Consider the following 18,174-nt stretch of genomic DNA (forward strand, 5'->3'; position numbering starts at 1 on the left):
CCACGATCTGGCTGTCGCCTCCCGGTGAAGGGGTGGTGGGCTCGCGTGATCAACGGTCGCCGGTTCCCCGGGTGCTCAGCCGACTGATGACCGTCTGTGGTCTCTGACGGTGTATCGGCCCAGGTCCCGCCGGTCTCCTTGAGCGGGTGGGCTGGATGGTGTTGGTGGTGGTGAGGCAACCTCCGGGGCTGGTGGTCCCTCTCTCTCACCGGAAGAGCGGACAACAGTTCGCTCCCGGTGTATGCGGTAATTCTCTTGTCGAACTGGAGTGTGCAGATGTGTGCTACCCGTCGTGACGTTCTGAAGTGGGGAGCCGGTGCCGGCGGCCTCGCCACCGCCGCAGCGTTCGGCATCCCCAGCACAGCCACTGCCGCGAGCTGGGCCTACCGGTCCTGGATGGGCTCTCTCTCCAGCAGCCTGCCCATCACCAGCCTGACGATCCCCGGTACTCACAACACCTGCTCCACCAGGGGTGGATTCGTCGCGAAATGCCAGGACTGGGACCTGCCGACGCAGCTCGGCAATGGCATCCGGTTCCTCGATATCCGTCTGAACGGCCTGGCGGGGACCGCGAACGAGATGGGCCTCTACCACAGCGATATCTACATGAACAAGCGCTACCAGGACGTTCTCAGCGACTGTAGAAACTTCCTCAGCAGCAACCCGGGTGAAGTAATCATCATGCGGATCAAGAACGAGTACAGCGGCGGCAACAAACTCAACACGGAGGAGTTCAAGCGCCGCTTCAACTGGCACTTGGACGACCCGTCCATGGGCTTCCGCTCGCTCTTCCGGACCAACCCGTCGTGGCTCACCCTGGGACAAGCCCGCGGGAAGGTCGTGCTCCTCACCGACTTCACCCACGACTGGGACACCCTCAGGTGGAGCAACCACTGCGACATCCAGGACCAGTACAACGTCCCGGACGATACAAAGAGGAACGCGATCGTCGCGCATTTCGACAAAGCCTTCTATGACCAGAGCACGTCCAAGATGTTCATCAACTTCACCAGCACCGCCAAGGGCCCCATTCCCAACCCCTCCGTCGGGGCCGGGAAGATCTTCCCGAGCGTCTACGCGTACCTGGACCCCAGAAGGCATCAGCGAGCCCGCTTCGGCATCGTGCCGATGGACTTCCCCAACTACCGCACCGACATCCTGGACCTCCTGATCAACAAGAACTTCATCTAGGCGACCACACGGACCAGGGCGCAGGCGCCAACGCCACAGTGGCGCCTGCCGAACGAGGCCGGGCTCCCTCAGGGCCCGGCCTCTCCCGCGGAACCCCACACGACCTCAGCGGCTTCAAGGTCTCCACCGGGACGCCGGCCCGCGACCGTGCACGCGCTGCGCGGCGTCTGCTACGGCCTGGGCACCACCGCGGTCACCCTGGCCGCCGCACCTTGGGCACAGCGACAGACCTGATCGCAGCGGCTGTGCGGAATCCGGCGTCGTACGCACCGGTTCACTGGCACGGCTCGGTGATCCCGCCGCTGCCGAACGTGACGGGGCACAGTGATTCGACGGGTGTGTGAGCTCGCCTCCCGGATCGGCCCGGCGGTAGCGTGAGCCTGGAGGAGAAGGGACACCGGCATGGAAGACGCGAACTGGGCGGGCGCGGTCGGCACGGCCCGGGAGGCCAGCGGCTTCGGCGGCGAGGCCGTCGTCCGCACCGTCGCCGCCGTGCGCGCAGCGGTGCGCCCCGAGCGGCGCGCCGAGTTCGACCGGGAGCTCGGCGCCGTCGGTGGTGGCGGTGCTTTCGACGTTTTCCTCGACCACTGGTGGATCCAGGCCCTCGTGGACGCAGCGCCCGATGAGGGGGCGCGGGAGGCTGCGGTCGAGTTCGCGGACCTGGCCGTCGCCCTGCGCGCCCGGGGTGAGGGCGGCCCGACCCGTAGCGCGGCCGAGATCGAGCAGATGCTCGCGGAGATGGTGTCGTGAGCCACACGGTGGTCTGGGAGTACGCGGCCACCGAGGGCCTCAAGAGGCTGAGGGCGAAGTACGGCGACGCGGTCAGGCCGTTCGTCCGCGCGGTGAACGCCCTCGGCGCCGATCCCGAGCCGCCCGCCAGCAGCAAGCTGGGCGGGACGAGTCTGCGTCGGCTCCGGGTGGGGGACTTCCGCGCCACCTACGAGATCGACGGCCCCCGCATCGCCGTCAAGGTCCTCACCGTCGGCGCCGCTCCCGCCTGACCTGCGGACCCGGGGTCATTCGGGGTATCCGGGGAGGCGACGCACCGCAGTGCGCACCGGCACCCGACCGGCGTTACGCCGCGGCTCATCGTGCCACGGCCGCCGGGGTCTGTGAGGCCGCACAGGGGGAACTCATCGTTCCCCTGCGGCCGTCTCCGCCCCGGGTGCCTGCCCCCGACACCGTGCCGGAGTTCCTGGCCCTAAGGATGCCATGAGCACAACAGAAGTGCCCCTCAGTGCTCGTGCTCGCAGTCAAGGAAGCCAGAGCAGCGCCCGCTCTGCTTCATTGAAAGGCGTTCCACTGGAATTTGAATCACCATCGGGTACCGCCCGCATCCGGGCATGCCAATAATCCACCAGAGATTCCCGATCCCCAAACTGCACATTCGGATAGGCGCTACTCACCGCCTGCGCCATGTTGTTCAGGATGACCCGGATACCTGGATCGCTGTCCAGGCGCTGATTGAACGCTTCTATCCTCAGCATCGGATCAACGGCTGGTTGACCTCGGATCGGCCTGCCCGCATTTTTCATGATCTCATTGATTATGGTGGTCCGGATCGCACCGTCGTCCAGGAATCCCCTCGCCACCTCCCGGGCCTCCTCCTGTTGCATGGATCCACCATGCATCATCCGCTCGTGAGTCCGGGCTTCCCCATGCCCCACGGCCGCACCAAGGTCGCCTGCCGGCCCACCCGTGGTGGCAAGTCTGCTTGAGTTCTCCAATGTGAGACACCCATGAATCAGCATGGACAGCAGGGAGGACCAGAATTGGGGACTCGGCTCCGTTGCGAGAAGCTGCTCGGCAACGTCCAATTTCTGACGAATACCGTGCCCCAGCGCGTTCCAGTCGTCCAGCGCCGCCACAGGCCCTCCCGCCGCTTCACAGTGCTGGAGTCTTCCCCAGACCCATAGCAACGCATCGGCGACGGGCTTTTGAATCAATGCCCCACGGGTGCTGTTCATGACGAGCGACCATGCCATGACATGCGATCGCTGGGCAGAGATGTACTGGGTGGGCGGGCGCTCCCGCCGGCTCATCTCCAGGTGCGCAATCCCCAGATTGTTTTGAGCGTCTCGATCCACCTCGGCATTGACCACAAAGCCTGAATCCAATACACCATAGGGGAGACGCGCCAGCAAGGCATCGTTCCCCTGTCTGGAATCAAGGAACTCAGACTGAAAGAAACCCTGCGCCAGCGCCTGATTGATGCCCGGATAATTCTGACGCATATTATGGTACTCGGGATATTGGCTCGACAATGGATATACGAGATTAGGGAAGCGGGCTGCCACGGCATGCAGAAGATGCTCGCGCGAGTGCTCTTTATGCCTCGCAATCGGTGGGCTGTCGTACAGACTTTCAACCAAACTTGCCAGCTCTCCGGACGACATCCGCTCATTCTCGGGGAGAGTGTTCTGACGCCGGAGAATCCTCATGGAGTTTGCTTCGGCATTCCCGCCGGAGCGACCTCCGAAAGTGGCTGACGGGGAGAGCTGGTACGCTTCGACGTAGAGACTGATCAACTTGGCAAGTGCCTGCTGCCACTCACCCAGTGGAGCTTGATTGACCTTTATCTCTCTCAGCAGTTCCTCAGCCTTGCGCATCGCCTCCGAAAAACGTGCATGCGCACCACGGGTTGTGTCGATATAGGATTCCTGATTGTTCTGCCTATCGAGACTTTGCAGGCCGAGTTCAATATAACCGATAAGATCGGCGGCCGGACGATGCTCGTGATACTTCAGGGCATCACGAATCAGTGTCCAGGCCACGGTGTGATTCTGCTGCCCTCTGTCGAGGAAGGAGTACTGCGTGTCAGGGCGGTCCTGGTTACTGAGCCTGATATCCCCAATATTTACATTATGCAAAAGAACATTTGGCGCTTGATAATTACTCGAAACCTGAACATTCGCAATGAAGTCACTGGAGGTCTGCTGCACGGTGAATGTGTTTTGCCGCTGAAAACGAGGGGGTACGAACACGGGGTTCGCCCCGGAGGAGGAAGGCGCCCCGTAGGGCTGGCCGGTGCCGGGTCCCGCTCCGGCATGACCGTGCCAGGGGCTCGCGCTGACGGGATGAGCCGGATCATTGTCGGGCACAAGGCGAGAGCGACGGTGGGACGAAGTGCTCGGATCTGCCCCGCTGTTCGATGGGGAGTTTTGCGCAGGTGGCTGCGCGCCGGTGGTGTCGGAGGACTGGGGCGGCACGGTGTGTGCCGCATGTGAGGGGATGTTCGCGGTGTCGCTGATGTCCTCGATCCGCTTCAGGTGGTCGACAGCCAGTGCGTCGAGATCCGCCCGTTCCGTCCTGGACATCGGGCCGGTCTCATGAACACCCGTGAGGCGGCCGTCCCTGCGGAAGAGATGGGTGGCATCGGACTTCTTGCCGTCCACCGTGTCCAGGTACTCGTCGGGGAGCCCGAGGTAGTGCAGGACCTCGTGGACGAGTGTGCCGTCGCCGTGTTCGACGTCCCAGTGGAGCTGATCGGCGCGGCCCGGATTCCGGCTCTGGGTCAGAGTGATGGCCTCTCCGTGCCGGGAGACGGGTTCGAGCTCCAACGTGACGCGCAGTTGGTCACCGGAGCGAGGCAGCTTGTAGCCGCTGTTGAGCGTCTGGTCCAGCATCTTCTGGAGCCGCGTCTCCAGCCCTCGCACATCGGCGTCGCCGAGATTCCCGGTCGGCTTGACGGGCAGGGTGACCACGAAATGGCGGACCGTACGGCCGTCCTGCAAATGCTCGCGACGTACATGGTTGCGGATCAGGGTCTCGGACCCGTCGAGTAGACCGGGCCTGCGGTTGCTCTGGCCGAGGACCGGATCGAAGCGTTCGGTGCGGACCGCGGCCCACGACGCGTCGTCGACGCCGGCCAGCTCGTCCGCCCTGACGGGGGGCATGGTCCGTTCGGCCACCGCCCGGGGCGGGCGAGGGTCGGCCTGAGGCGGGGTCGCGGGCGCTGGGCGCGGCGGGGGCGGGGTGTCCTGACCGGGTCGGTCGGCTTTCGGGGGCGGGGGCGGTGCCTGGGGGGACGACGGACTGAGGAGCTGGTAGGCGAGTGCTCCGCGGTCGGTGGTGGTGGGTCGGGTGGTGCCTGGGGCAGGCATGGCGGCGGGCCCGCGGACGGTGCTCCCGGCATCCCCCGTGGTGGGTGGCTTGATGGCCGAGGGCATCGTCGCCGGCTGGTCCGAGCGGCCGGGCCAGGCCGGGGCCGCGCTGTCCGGCGCCGGGGCCTGAGACGCCTGGACACCGGACGCAGGGGCGGACGACGAGACCGAGGTGGTCGGAATCGGTGAGGAGGACGAAGTCATGGGCTGTTGACCCGCGTGTGGAGGGGTCTGTGTCGCGGGGCCGGCGGGGTTACGGCGGGCGTGCTCGCGGCGGGCGTACGCCGTCTCGGCCGCTTCCCGCAGCTCGGTGTAGAACGGGTTGTTCAGCGGGGTGCCCCACATGTGGAGGTAGACCAGCATCTGGTTGACGACCGTGTCGTACTCCACCAGCGTGCCGGACGCGTCCCCCGCCCACCCGTCCCAGAGCCTCAGACGGTCCCGCTCGGTGGCCGTGATCTCCCGGGCGTCGGGCACCCTGACCACCGGCTCCGTCAGTGGGACACCCGTGGCCTCGGCCTGCTTTTCAGCGGCCTCGCGGTAGTGGGCGTCCTTCTTCTCCTTCGACTTCCAGAGAGTGTCCGCATAGTCCTTGAGCTTGCCCGGCTGCCTGCCGTAGCCCAGCTTCTCCTTCAGCAGAGAGTGCATGGGTTCCCCGAACGGGCTCGCGTCGAGCACATGACTCAGACGGTCGAGCGCGGCCCCGCGCTCCCGCACCAGCGCCTTGATCTCAGGCTCGGTCGACGTCAACGGCGCCAACTCCATCGCCGGGCTGCTGTTGAACGCCCGGAACGCGGCGACATGAGTCAGCTCATGGGCGATGTGCCCCAGGAGGAAAGACGTTCCGCTTCTGATCTGGGTGTCCACATTGAAGATGAACGCGGGAGGCTCCTCCTCCTTCGACATGAGGGTGACACCCGACTTGGCCTGTGGATACTGCATCGTCACCGAGGACTCCCCAGCCATCACCTCCTGGATGACCCGGCTGGTCACCTCGGGCAGCGGGGAGCGGTCGCCCAGGCCGCCCAGAGCCCGGACGTACTCACTCATCACCTGGTGGAAGCGATCGGCCGGAAGATTCTGCGAAGCGCCCAGGGCGATCTCGGTCATCCAGGGATGCTTCAATCCCGGATGCTCACCCGCGGCCATCACCTGGTCCATCTCGGTCAGCAGCACCTGGAAGACCATCGCGCTGTCCGTCCGCGCGACCTCCGTCCTCGCCTGCTCGCGCAATCTCCGCACGCCTGGCAGGCGTTCCGAGGGCTCGCCCGACCCGATCTTGCTCTGGACGTAGTCCTCGGACGCCTTGGCGATCCCGATGGCCGCGTCCAGCCGGGCCCTCTCCCCGGCGTTCGGTGGCAGCGCGTGAAATGCCTTCAGGGCACTGTCCACCTTGGCGATCGATGAACTCTTACGAAATCCGGACGACGCGGTCGCCTTCTTGAAGTCCTCCAGACTCATCACCCCGCCGTCAAGCCCAGCGGAGGCGGAGCGCGCTCCGTGGGACGTGCCACCCGACCCCTCCGCAGGATCGCTCCTCCAAGGACTCGCGCTCGGGGGGCGGCGATACGGTCCGTCGGCCGTATCGGAGGAGGAGAGCCGAGAACTCGGGTCCGGTCCGAGCGGGCTGGGAGCGGGCACACTCACGGGGTCCCCGACAGGGGTGTTCGTGCCGCCGGAGCTCGTGGACGACGGGGTCCGCGTGTCCTCCTCCCCGGGCTGATCCGGTTCGAGGTGGTCCAGGGCGTCCTCGTAGACGGAATCACCGTCGCTGTCGGCGGATTCACCCGTGGTGTCCGACATCAGGGAGAGCGGCGGCGCCTCGGCGGTGTCGCGGCCGGCCGGGGCGTCGTCCTTCGCGTCCTCGCTCCGTGGGTGCGGGACCGCTTCTTCCGTGCCGACTGTCGCGGTGGTCACGTCCCCGGTGGGCGAGGGGCTTGGCGTGGAACCGTCGTCCTCGACGCTCGTCCGGTCGGAGGATGTGGTCGATGGGACCGTGCTCTCGGTGTCGGGCCTCGCGCTCTGTTCCGGTACGGGTCCGCCATTGCCCTGTTCGGCTTCGGGCAACGCGGTGTCGGTCCCCTCCTGGGCCTGCGCGGGCGCGTCCCCCACGGTGGAGAGCCCGGCCGGTTGCTGCGCGTTGGAGCCCGACGCCGACGACGGCGCCGGGGAGCCCCCTGGGGGCCGGTTGGACTGGTTCGTCTGAGTGTTCTGCGATGTACTCGCGCCGGGCGACTGCCCGCCGGCCGGAGATGGCGAACCGGTGGCGGGTGCGGTGCCGCTGCTCCCCGCAGATGCGGGTGCCGGGCCCGAGGCAGTCATGACCGGCGGGACGCCCGGCTGTCCGTCACCCGGGAGGCCGTCCTCATCCTCTCCGGACGGCGGCGCGTCCTCTTCACCGACGTCCAGATACTGGAGGTCGTCCTCGTCCTCTCCGTACAGCGACGTGTCGTCGTCGCCGACGTCCAGGTACTGGAGGCCGTCCTCATCGGGGCCGTCGTCCGCGGCGGACGAGGAACCGGTCCCGGGGCCCGTTCCGACACCGCCATCGGCGTCCCAGTCCGGCGTGTCCAGGCCCATTTTCAAGCGGGTGTTCATGGCGAGGTTCTCGCCGCCGGCCTCCATCATGGCGCCGAGGCGGCCCTCGACCATGCCGGAGGCGAAGGTGAGTCCGGACGTCTTGAAGGTGTGTTCGTCCGAGAAGATCAGGTTGTACATGCCCTCGGAGACCACGGCATGGGCGCCCTCGAAGACACCGCGGCCTGCACCCTCCACGATGGTGCGCATGATGCTGAGGCCGAGGGCGTCGGAGGCGCCCTTGGTCAGAACCTTGGTGAGGTCGTCTCCCAGCTCGCCCGCGATCGGCTTGAGCGCGTTGCCCAGGTCGTCCGGAAGCCCCTTGGTGCCGGTCTTCTCCAGGAGCGCGCGGGCCCAGTCCTCGCCCGCCTTGCGGGCGATGTCGTCGCCCGCCCCGTCGCCGAACTGCTTCCGGAACGCCTCGCCGACGTCCTTGACGAACTCCTTCTGCACGACCGGTCCGGCGGGCCCGTGGGTGTTCGGGAGGTGCTTGCGGAACGCCTCGGTCAGGTCCCGGCTGAAGGGAGCCGCAGGTGTCGGGGAAGGAGCCTTCTCCGTGTCGGAGTCGTTCTTTGTCGGCTTCGGCGAGGGCTCCGGGGTCTCGGTCCCGGGCTTCGGGGGGTGCGGCGGGGGTGTGGGGCCTTCCGGCTCGGGCTTCGTTCCGCCCGGTGGCGGGGTGGCACCCTCCGGATCCGGCTTTCCGGCGTTCGGCGGCGGGGTGGAGCCGTCCGCGTCCGGATCCGGCTTGTCCTTGGACAAGGGCACGTCCGGATCGGGCTTGTCCTTCGGCAGGGGCACATCCGGATCCGGCTTCTTCAGGACGCCGTCGATCTGCTTGCCGAGGTCGGGCCCGGCGTCGAGCCCGAATCGCTTCGCCAGGAACTTGCCGAAACGGTCACCCAGGAAGTTGAAGGGACCGGCCAGGAAGCCCTGGACCATACCCGACAGGGCCGCGTTCTTCGTGAGATCGGTGTCCCACTCATCACGTGTGCCCTGGTTGAGCTGAATCCACTGGATCATGGAGTCCATCGCGACGCCCATACCGACGTTGATGAACTGATGTGTCAGCAGCGTCAGGATCGCGCGGCCGATCCACGTCTTGATGAGCCATCGGACGATCGCCATCTTCTGCATGTACACGGCTATCGAGGCGCCGAAGAAGAAGGCGGTGGCCGCCGCGAAGGCGGCCTCGATCAGCAGCGCCACCAGCTGGGCGATGATCATGTACTTCATGTACTGGAGCTGGGTGGCGCTCTTGCGGGTGAAGTCGGCCATCAGCTGCGCCTGGTCGCCGACCGCCTTGAAGTAGTCCAGTCCTTCCTGGCCGCCGAGGAAGGTCTTCATCGCCTCCTCGTACATCTGCGCGGCGTCGCCGCCGAATTTGTCCTTGGTGAAGCCGAGAGCGTCGGCCACCAGCGCCTGGAACTCCCCGTTGAGTTTCCCGTTCAAATCCTGGTGCACCTGCGCGAGGGCGAACATCTTGTCCTCGTCGCCGTCGGGCGGGACCTCGCCCGTCAGAATGGCGAACAGCCAGGCACACTCGGGGGGAAACTCGATCGCCATGGGGTCAGCGCCTGCCGCTTGTGTTGCTGTGGATGTCGTCCTGGGTCTTCCGGAAGTTCGCGCCGGTGCGCTTGAGGCTGTTGGCACTGCCCTTCACGGCGGCGCTCAAGGCGTCGACGCCCTCGACGCACGGATCGAGTCCCTCGTAGTACTTCTTGGCGAAGGCCTCGCCGAACTCGCCGGTGCCCCAGCAGCCGCGATAGTGGGTGATCCTGTCGACGTACTCCTCGCGGATGACCTTGAGCTTGTCACCCGCCTCGTCGAGGGCGTCGCCGCCCTTGCCGAGTCCCTCGGGGTCGACGTCGAGTGTGCTCATCGCGTCATCCCGTCCCGTGCCACGGCGTCGCCGTCGGTCTCGTCGTCCACCAGTTCGTCCAGCAGCGCACCGGTCGTGCCCGGCCCGGTGGTGCGCGTCTCGGGCACCTCGATGCCCTCCTCCTTCAGGGGTGCGAGGAGGTCGTCCCAGGAGACCGGGGTGAATCCGGCCTCACTGTCGGCCGACATCCCGGGGACAGGGCCGAAGGGACGGTAGAGATCGAGCAGCTGGGACGCCGCCTCCCGGCGGGCCTGCGAGATGGTGCTCATCAGGACGCCGGAGAGCTCGGCCGGTGCCATCGAGCGGTAGCGCGACGTGGGGAACCGCAGGCTGCGCAGTTCGCCCTGGGCCCCGACGGTGGCCTCCACCGCGCGATCCTTCGAGGTCACCGTCACGGAGATCCGGCCGGCCTCGGCGGAGGCCCGGTTCAACTGCTCCCGGGTCTCCTGGAACTCCGTCATCGCTTCCGCGAGTCGTGCTTCCCACTGGGTGGTCATCGCTCCATGCCCGCCTGTCGTTCTCGTGACTGATACTCATGTGCCGCGCGGAGGCGCGTGGCGCTCCGCTCCCGTACGCCGGGCTCCGTGAACCGTGGGGCGGTCATCTGCCGATCACCCCGGCGACACCGCCCTCGTCGGTGCCCCAGACCTCTTCGTCCTCGCTGATCCAGGTCTGGCGCTCGCGTTCGTCGCTCTGGCCTCCCTGGCCGCCACCACCCATGCCTCCCATTCCGCCCATGGGCGGCATCATGGGCGGCATCATTCCGGGCCCCGGGGTGGACATGGTCGCGGGGCGCCGGCCGACCTCCCCGAGCGACTGGTTCGGGGTGGCCTTGGCGGCACCCGTCCCGTTCCCGGCGAGTGATCCCCCGGCGCCGGGCGGAGGCGGTGGTACGAGGCTGTTGCCGGTGGAGTTGAGGTTGAGGGAGGGGGGCTGCTGACCGCCGGACGGCCCCTGCCAGGACTTGGGGACCCAACGGTTGCCCGAGAGATCGCTGTCGCTGAACCGGCCGGAACCACTGGAGCCGAGGCCGGGCGGGGGCGGAGCCGACGTGCCGCCGGCGACGCTGATGGTGCGGCCGTCCGCGTCGGTGGTGATGACGCGGCCGTCCGCATAGCTGATCTTGCGACGGCCGTCCTTGAACTCCTGGTCGACCGTTCCGTCCGGGTAGCGGGTGGAGGTGGAGCCGTCGGCGTTGTGCGTGGTGATCGCGCCGGCCTTGCCGCCGAGCGGGTTGAGGTGCTCGGTGGTCTTCTTCCCCTCGGCGTCGGTCGTGGTGTACGTACCGTCGGGTCCGAGCCGGGTGGAGGCGCCGTCCTTGTAGGTGGTGACGACCGTGCCGTCCTTCTCGACCTTGGCGACCGAGCCGTCGGCGTACTCGATGGTGGAGGTGGACTGGCCCAGCCGGGCCACGGTCTTCGTGCCGTCGGGGTCGATGGTCGTGACGGTGCCGTCGTTGCCGACCGTGGTCCGGGTGCCGTCGGGGTGGACCGTGGTGGTCGAGCCGCCCTTGTGGTACGTCGTGGTGGAGCCGTCGGGGTTGCGGACGGTCTCCCCCGGTTCCGGGAGGCTGACGGTCTTGTTGCCCTCCGGGTCCGTGGTCGTCAGCGTGCCGTCGGGCGCGCGGCTGACCGTCGTGCCGTTCTTGTACTGCGTGACCGAACTGCCGTCCGGCTTGAAGGTGGTCCTGCTGCCGTCCGCGTAGGTGACGGACTGGCTGCCGTCCCGGTTCAGAACGGTGGTGGACGCGCCGGGGTTGGTGGTGGTCACCGTGCCGTCGCGGCCGACGGTGGTGGTGGCGCCGTCCTTGTGGGTGATCGTGCGCGAACCGTCCTGGTTGTAGGAGGTGGTGGAGCCGTCCGGGCCCTTGACGGTCTTCAGCGGGGGTGAGGGAGGGTTGTTCCCCGGGTTGCCGGGAGTGCCGGGCGGCGGGTTCAACCCCAGGCCGGGGGGCGGCTTGAGGCCGGGGGGAGGGGGCGGCGGGTTCAGCCCCAGGCCGGGCGGGAGGACACCGGGGGGTGTCGTCACCTTGCTGCCGTCGGGGCGCGTGGTGGTGTAGGAGCCGTCGGGGTTGCGCACCGAGACGGACCCGTCGGGGTTGCGGATGACGTTCTTGTCGCCGCCGCCCGGGCCGTTGGGATCGAGGCCCGGCGGGGGCTTGAGACCTCCGGGCCCGCCGACGCCGGTACCGGGCCCCCCGATACCGGTACCAGGCCCGCCGATACCGGTACCGGGACCTCCGACGCCGGTACCGGGCCCGGGTCCGTTGAGGTCCAGGCCCGGCGGGGGCTCGGGAGCCCCTGGGCCACCGATGCCGAGGCCGCCGTCCTTGCTGCCCGCGCCACCCGGGCCGAGTCCCGGCGGCGGCTGCCCGCCCCCGCCGAGCTTCTTCTCCATCTCCTCCTTCTGCCGCTCGGCCTCCCGCTGGGCGTCCGCGGCCTTGCGTTCGGCCTCGCGTACGTCGAAACGGGCCCGCAGGTTCGTGAAACCCGTTGTGAAGGCGTACGCGGAGGGAGTCGCGTTCGCCAGCGCATTCAGGGAGTTGTACAGCCGGATCGCCACTTGGCCGGCCGTCTTGTCCAGTTCGGTGAGGCCGATCGGACCGGCGGCGTTGCCGGTACCCGCCACCCAGCTCTTGTAGGCAGCCTCTCCCAGTTTCTGCCACGCCTCCGGATTGCGCAGATCACCGAAGACCGGATGGGTCACGGAGAAGCCGGGCAGCTTCCCGCGCCGCACGATGGTCTCAAGGCCGAAACCCTGTCCCCACCCGGCGATCCGGCTCACCGACCGGTCGACCGTCTTGGTGATGTTGTTCTCGTTGAGATAGACGGAGACCTCGTCGAGCCAGTAGTCGAGGTGATGGGTCTGCAGATGACCGCCGCCGGGATGGTCCCGCCATGTCCTCCACGCCGTGCAGAGCTCGTCCGCGGCTCTGTGGATCTCGTTCGCGGCCTCGATGAGCATCCTCCCCACGGCGGAGGTCGGGGTGTACGCCGGGGAGACATAGGCCATCAGCGTCGCTGGAGCGCCCGGGGCGGCCGAGAGTTCGGAGACGAGGTTCTTGTAACCGGTGTGTATTCCATCGATGAGTTCCCGGAACGCGTCGGCGCTCGTCCCGCGCCACGCGGCGTCGTCGTCACCGAGTTGCTTCATCCACTCCGCGAGGACCTTCTCCTTGTCGGCGAAGAACTTCAGGACCGCGTCGAACGCCTTCGCGTTGGGCACAAAGGACTTGAGGTCGACACTGTCCATGTCCTTGCCCATATTGCGATGCGGGCTGAAATCCTTGGCCGATCCCGTGTTCACCAGGTGCTCGACGGCCTCCCCGTACCCGTAGTTGAACCGGTTCGCGAGTCCGTTGTCGCTGAAATCCTTGAGGCTCTCCCTGTTCCAGACGGTCGAGAGCGTCACCTGACGATAGGCCGTGATGTCATTCCCGTCCCCCGCGTCGTCGTAGAAGCGGATGGCGCGGTCGGAACTGTAGGCGGGATTCTGGGTCGTCGTGTTGCCACCGAGCGCGTGCAGCGACTGCGGCGGGCTGATCGTGGCGCTCAGCCAGCTCATCCCCTCGCGTCCCGGGGTATCGACCGTGCTGCCGATCCTGCCGACCTCCATACGCGTGGGCCCGGCCAGACCGGTCATCGGCCCCGAGACCTCCTCCCAGACGGCTCCAGTGGTCATGTGCAGACACGTCCTTCGGTCGATCGAGCGGGGTGGAGGCGACGGTTGTCGCGGCGGCGGCGGAGGAGGTCGGTCCCGGTGTTCAGACGCTCTTCGGCGGGACGAGCCCCCTGTCGACGCTCGCCCAGGCGTCGAGGAACTTGCCCGCCTCCACCTCCGCGAGGCTGGAGTCCTGGGCGGACTCCATCTCGGCGATGGTGGCCTGAAGATTCAGCGAGATCCTGTCGAAGAGGATCTGCTGCTGTATCTCGATCCTCGCGAGTTCCCCGGCCGCTCCCTTGTGGACCTCGGGCAGGCGTCCGGCGCTCACCTTGTCGCCTTCCTTCGGGGCACCGAGTCTGCCGAGCTGGAGGGGGTTCAGCACAGGTTTGCCGGCCGGACCGCCGTCACCCCCCAGGATCGCCATGCCGTCAATCGGATCCTGTCCTCCGGCGGGGTCCGCGGGTGAGTTGATCAGGGTCTTGATCTCGTTGATGAACCACTGCACCCCGCTTTCCGTGTTCTGTCTGAACGCGCGGAGGTTCTCCACGTCCAGGTGGGAGAGCTTGAACGGGTCGGTACCACTCATGGTCACTCATCCGTACGACGGGCGGGCGGCTGGCAGGAGGGAGGGACGGCCGGGCCCGGGGGTTTTGGGGCGGCGGCCGTCCGAAGGCGGACGACAGGGGGTACGACGAGGTCAGACGCGGATCGAGCCCCACTCGCTCGCGGACTTGTTCTCGTGCTTGCGGTAGATCTCCACGATCTGCTCCAGTAGACCGCTGTGCCGCTGAAGGATGTCCGCGAGCTGCTTGGAGGCCGCGTTCCACGCCTCCTGCTTCTGGTCGTACGTGACGGCGTCCATGCCCTGCCAGGCGTTGCGCAGGGTGTCGAGCTCGGCGTTGAGGTTGAGCACCGTGTTCTGGATCGCCTTGGTCTGCATGCGCATGTCCTCCGCCGCCATGTGGACGGAGTTGTACTCGACGTGGATGACACCGTCGTTGAGGTGACTGTTGAACGACACGGAGGGCTCCCGCTGGTGCTGTGGGTGGGGTGACGAGGTGACGAGGGTCCGCGAGGCGGTGCCGGGCTACTTGCCGCCCATCAGGGTGCCGTAGGCGGCGTCGCCCAGATGGGCGTGCTGGTTCTTCGCCGCGGTGATCAGTTCCTCGATCTCGTTCTGGGTGCGGTTCTGCGCGAGGCCGGTGTTCCGGAGGGCCTCCATCATCTCGGCCATTCGGGCGGTGATCTGGTCGACCTGGCCGCTCCACTCGTTGAGCAGGTTCTGGAAAGCGCCGCCGTCCTTGCCGCCGTACGCCCTGATCAGGCCGTCCATCGTGGTGCGGACATCCTGCTGGGAGCGCTTGATGCCGGACTCGGCCTGCTGGAGGGCGTTGTGGCCGAGCTGGTTGGCATGCTGGCTGGAGGTCTGGAGGTTTCCGGATCCGGGAGTGCTCACAGCGGGTCCTTTGGTCGGAGCGGCGGGGGACCGCGCACATCCTCCGTTCCGGATACCGGTGGTTCCCGGGGAGCGGTGGGGTGACGCGCGGTGGTTCCGGCGGCTTTCCCGGGCTTCACCGAAGCCCTCGGACATGCCGTCGGGAGCGGAACGAGTCCGTTCCGCCCTTGAGGATATGATGTAACGTCAAGTGGTTCATCCGCAGGGCGGATTTGTCGAAACCGATCGTTGGGCGCCGCCGTTCGCGGCGGCGGAGACGCTGAGTTCGGGGCCGCTGGGCAGCATGTCCAGCAGCCGTGACGGAACCGCCTGGGCGCGCGCGCCCTTCAGTCCGAGCCGCTGCGCCGCGTCCGCGCCACCGATCCTGTGCTTCACTCCCACGTCGGTGACCAGGTATGTGGTGGTGCCGCGGACTCCGCCGCCGGCCCCCAGGGCGACGGCGAGCGCGCCGCCGCCGGGCCGGACGGTGATGCCGTCCACCGGGAGACAGGCGGGGGCGATCTCGGGCCCCCGGGCCGGGGGCGCGGGGCGGTCCCCGGCCGCGGGGACCAGGGCGAGGTGGACCCGGGGGGTGGTGGCCTCGGGACGGATATGGGCGCAGAGCTCCGTACCGGCGGCGACCGGGACCGCCTTCGGGGTGCGGTCCGGCCAGCCCGCCGGGTCCCGCGTGGTGCTGCCGGAAGGTGCCTGACGTGCGGTCAGTCCGTCGGCGGTCAGTGGCAGGGCGATGGGGGCGGTGCCCGGGTACGCCTTCTCTGCGGTGCGCGCGTCGCCCAGGACGAGCGCGGCGGCGAGGGCGCCGAGGGGGCGCAGTCCGGCCTTCTCCAGGAGGAAGTACTGGCTGTGGACGCCGGGTGACCGGAGTTGGAACACCTGGCCGACCCGGGCGTCCGTGGTGCCGATCCGGCCGCCCGGTGTGCCGCGTCCCTCGATCTCGGGGGCCACCAGATCGGGGCCGGCGGGCAGGCCGCTGAGGAAGGCAGCGGAGACGGGTACGGGGTCCGCGCCGGAGTAGCCGAGGGCCTGGAGGGCGCCGTTGCCGCCGATGCGCAGCCGTTGGTCGCCCCAGAGCAGATGCCTGGTGCCGTCGTCGGCCCGGACGAGCACGGCCCGGTCGCGGCCGGGTGCCGTGCCGTCGGCGGACGGGCCCAGCCGCAGGGAGGTGAGGGTCTTGCGCCCGGTGCCGTCGGGGCCGGTGCGCAGGGGTTCGGCGGCGCAGACCTGCCAGGTGTCGGAGCGGAGATCGGTGGGGGCGGGCAGGGCGTCCGGGGCGCCGGGGATGCCGACGGGAGTGCCCCGCCGTTCCCCCTTCAGGGAGGCGGTCGAGACGGTGACGGTGCCGGGTTTCATCTCGGCGATCAGCCGGGCGGACGCGTAGTTGCGGACCGGGCGCAGCACACCGTCGAGGTAGAGATAGCGGGTGCCGGTCTCCTTCTGGACGATGAGCGCGTTGGAGGTGCGCCAGGTCTTCGTACCGGCCGGTGAGATGAGTCCGTAGAGCAGGAAGCCGAGGACGAGGACGACGGCGAGGCCGATACCCCAGGCCAGGCCGCGGTTGGTGCGGCCGGTGGGGATGTCCGGGGAGTCGGGGTCCTGGCGGAGCATGCCGCCGGTGAGCCTGCCCATGACGAACATGTGCGCCTGGACCTGGTCTTTTCTGGACTGCACGGGGTGGTTTCCTCCGCTCTGGTCGGGTGGTCTGCCGGGAGGGGCGGACGGCGGCCGCGGGGGGCGCGCCCGCGTCGGGTCAGCCGGAGATGCCGCGCAGGCGGGCGAAGACGCCGAGCACCCACAGCGCCAGCGGGATCAGGGCGACGGCGGCGCAGGTGTGGAGGATGTCCCCGGCGCGGCCCCAGTGGGGCAGCATCCGGCGGCCGGGCACGGTCCAGGAGGCGATCGCCGCGGCGCCCGCGAGGGCGAGGACGAGGGCGAGCAGGACCGGCCGCCGCTCGGGGGCGAGTTCGGGGGCGACGGTCAGGGCCAGCAGCAGCAGCGCGTACAGGCCGGGCAGGGCGACGGCGGGGCGTTGCAGCGCGTGGCCGATGCCGCGGGAGTGCAGCAGCAGGAGCAGGCCGAGGACGGCGGCGGTGACCCGGGCGGCGGTGCCGGGGTCGTCGAGGAGCAGGGCGGTCAGGACCGCGGCGCACAGCAGGCCGATGGCCGTGTACAGGGCGGTCATCCACTCCTCGGCCAGCGCGGTCCGGGTCACGACCCGCTGGTGCGGGTGCGGGTCGATGCCCTCCTGGAGTTCCTCGGCGTTGGTGGGCAGGACCGGCAGCCGCAGTCCGGAGAGCCGGAAGGAGATGCCGGGGACCAGTCCGCCGAAAAGGACGGCGATCACGGCGACCGCGCCGGCGGCGGGACCGGCTCCCGCGTCCAGGAGCAGCATCAGCGTGCCCCAGAGGGCGCCGCCGAGGGCGAGTACGGCGAGGGAGAGCAGCAGGGGTACGTGGGCGGCGACCGCGGCGACGGCGAGCACGGCCCCGCCCGCGGCGGCGGCTCCGGCCGCGAGCAGCGAGGCGCCGGTGACATACCCGTTCGCGCTCGCGCCACTGGTCGTCAGCAGGGCTCCGGCGAGGGCCAGATAGGGCGGGACGAAGACGCCGAGGGCGGCTCCGGCGGCGGCGTCGCCGACGGCGCGGGAGGCCGCGGCGGCGCCGAAGAGCACCAGCAGTCCGGCGACCGCGGCGACGGCCGCCCGGGTGATGAGCGGGCCGCCGGGCAGGGCGCAGACCACCCAGCCGGTGGTGAGGAGCAGCACGGCGGTGCCGAGCAGCAGCCGGCGGCCGGCGCGGCTGTCCCAGCCGTACGGGCGCTCGCGCATGGTGCTGGAGACGCCGTCCACCAGATCGTCGAAGTGGATCGCGGGCAGGGCCTCCGTGCGGGGGCGCAGATGCAGGGCGTCCCCGTCGCGCAGTCCGAGCGCGTCGGGTGTGTACTCCTCGTCGAGGGGGTCCTCGCCGAGGCGCTGGAGCACCCAGCCGCCGTGCTCGATGCCCTGTTCCGCCAGTCCCTCGCCCGCGTGGTCGAGGAGGGTGGGCAGCAGGTCCGCCAGGGGTACGTCGACCGGGACCGCGAGGTCGAGCAGCCGCCTGGGGGTCTTCACCGTGAGCCGGCACAGGCCGGGGGCCGATGGGCCCGAATTTTCCGACATGTGAGTGACACACCTATCCGAGAGGCCGGGTTTCCGAAGGAGAGGAGGCGCACATTACCTTGACCGGAAGGGCTGTTCGCAGAACCACTTCGCCCGTTGTTCCCTCCTTCTCAGTGCACCCATCCGCCCTGGTTCCGGGTACGGCCGCGGC

12 protein-coding genes are annotated in these 18,174 nt (G+C 68.6%); 3 read left to right on the plus strand and 9 right to left on the minus strand.

Annotated features, from left to right (window positions below; translation table 11 throughout):
- Positions 1-276: 276 nt before the first annotated feature.
- The 3 genes from CRV15_RS28355 to CRV15_RS28365 all read left to right on the plus strand — a co-directional run bounded on the left by CRV15_RS28355 (position 277) and on the right by CRV15_RS28365 (position 2,192).
- The gene (locus CRV15_RS28355) at positions 277-1,191 is read left to right on the plus strand and encodes a phosphatidylinositol-specific phospholipase C (protein ID WP_009998847.1); all 915 of its coding nucleotides are present in this window, start codon (positions 277-279) and stop codon (positions 1,189-1,191) included.
- A 402-nt stretch (positions 1,192-1,593) separates the two neighbouring features.
- A complete protein-coding gene (locus tag CRV15_RS28360; protein WP_003955940.1) occupies positions 1,594-1,941 on the plus strand; it encodes a hypothetical protein in 348 nt (115 codons plus the stop codon).
- Positions 1,938-2,192 (plus strand): type II toxin-antitoxin system RelE family toxin, encoded by a 255-nt coding sequence (locus CRV15_RS28365; RefSeq protein WP_003955939.1) that lies wholly within the window; start codon positions 1,938-1,940, stop codon positions 2,190-2,192. The genes CRV15_RS28360 and CRV15_RS28365 overlap by 4 nt, the downstream gene beginning before the upstream one ends.
- 252 nt (positions 2,193-2,444) lie before the next feature.
- Here CRV15_RS28365 and CRV15_RS28370 read toward each other — a convergent pair whose 3' ends face one another.
- The 9 genes from CRV15_RS28370 to eccD form a co-directional block, all read right to left on the minus strand.
- The gene (locus CRV15_RS28370) at positions 2,445-9,434 is read right to left on the minus strand and encodes a WXG100-like domain-containing protein (protein ID WP_003955938.1); all 6,990 of its coding nucleotides are present in this window, start codon (positions 9,432-9,434) and stop codon (positions 2,445-2,447) included.
- Between the two features lie 4 nt (positions 9,435-9,438).
- On the minus strand, positions 9,439-9,750 hold the full coding sequence (locus CRV15_RS28375) for a hypothetical protein (RefSeq protein WP_003955937.1): 312 nt from the start codon (positions 9,748-9,750) through the stop codon (positions 9,439-9,441).
- A complete protein-coding gene (locus CRV15_RS28380; protein WP_003955936.1) occupies positions 9,747-10,247 on the minus strand; it encodes a YbaB/EbfC family nucleoid-associated protein in 501 nt (166 codons plus the stop codon). The genes CRV15_RS28375 and CRV15_RS28380 overlap by 4 nt, the downstream gene beginning before the upstream one ends.
- A 103-nt stretch (positions 10,248-10,350) precedes the next feature.
- The gene (locus tag CRV15_RS28385) at positions 10,351-13,431 is read right to left on the minus strand and encodes an AAWKG family protein (RefSeq protein WP_003955935.1); all 3,081 of its coding nucleotides are present in this window, start codon (positions 13,429-13,431) and stop codon (positions 10,351-10,353) included.
- 82 nt (positions 13,432-13,513) lie between these two features.
- Positions 13,514-13,999 carry a type VII secretion system-associated protein gene (locus CRV15_RS28390; RefSeq protein WP_009998850.1) on the minus strand — a complete coding sequence of 162 codons (486 nt, stop codon included), beginning with the start codon at positions 13,997-13,999 and terminating at the stop codon, positions 13,514-13,516.
- Positions 14,000-14,110: 111 nt separating this feature from the next.
- Positions 14,111-14,434 (minus strand): WXG100 family type VII secretion target, encoded by a 324-nt coding sequence (locus CRV15_RS28395; RefSeq protein WP_003955933.1) that lies wholly within the window; start codon positions 14,432-14,434, stop codon positions 14,111-14,113.
- A 66-nt stretch (positions 14,435-14,500) separates the two neighbouring features.
- The gene (locus CRV15_RS28400; RefSeq protein ID WP_003955932.1) at positions 14,501-14,869 is read right to left on the minus strand and encodes a hypothetical protein; all 369 of its coding nucleotides are present in this window, start codon (positions 14,867-14,869) and stop codon (positions 14,501-14,503) included.
- Between the two features lie 195 nt (positions 14,870-15,064).
- Positions 15,065-16,537, minus strand: coding sequence for a type VII secretion protein EccB (gene eccB / locus CRV15_RS28405; protein WP_003962907.1), 1,473 nt, complete (start codon positions 16,535-16,537; stop codon positions 15,065-15,067).
- Between the two features lie 79 nt (positions 16,538-16,616).
- Positions 16,617-18,023 (minus strand): type VII secretion integral membrane protein EccD, encoded by a 1,407-nt coding sequence (eccD, locus tag CRV15_RS28410; protein ID WP_029183217.1) that lies wholly within the window; start codon positions 18,021-18,023, stop codon positions 16,617-16,619.
- Positions 18,024-18,174 lie beyond the last annotated feature (151 nt).

The sequence above is a fragment of the Streptomyces clavuligerus genome (assembly GCF_005519465.1).
In the GTDB taxonomy this organism is placed as follows: Bacteria; Actinomycetota; Actinomycetes; order Streptomycetales; family Streptomycetaceae; genus Streptomyces; species Streptomyces clavuligerus.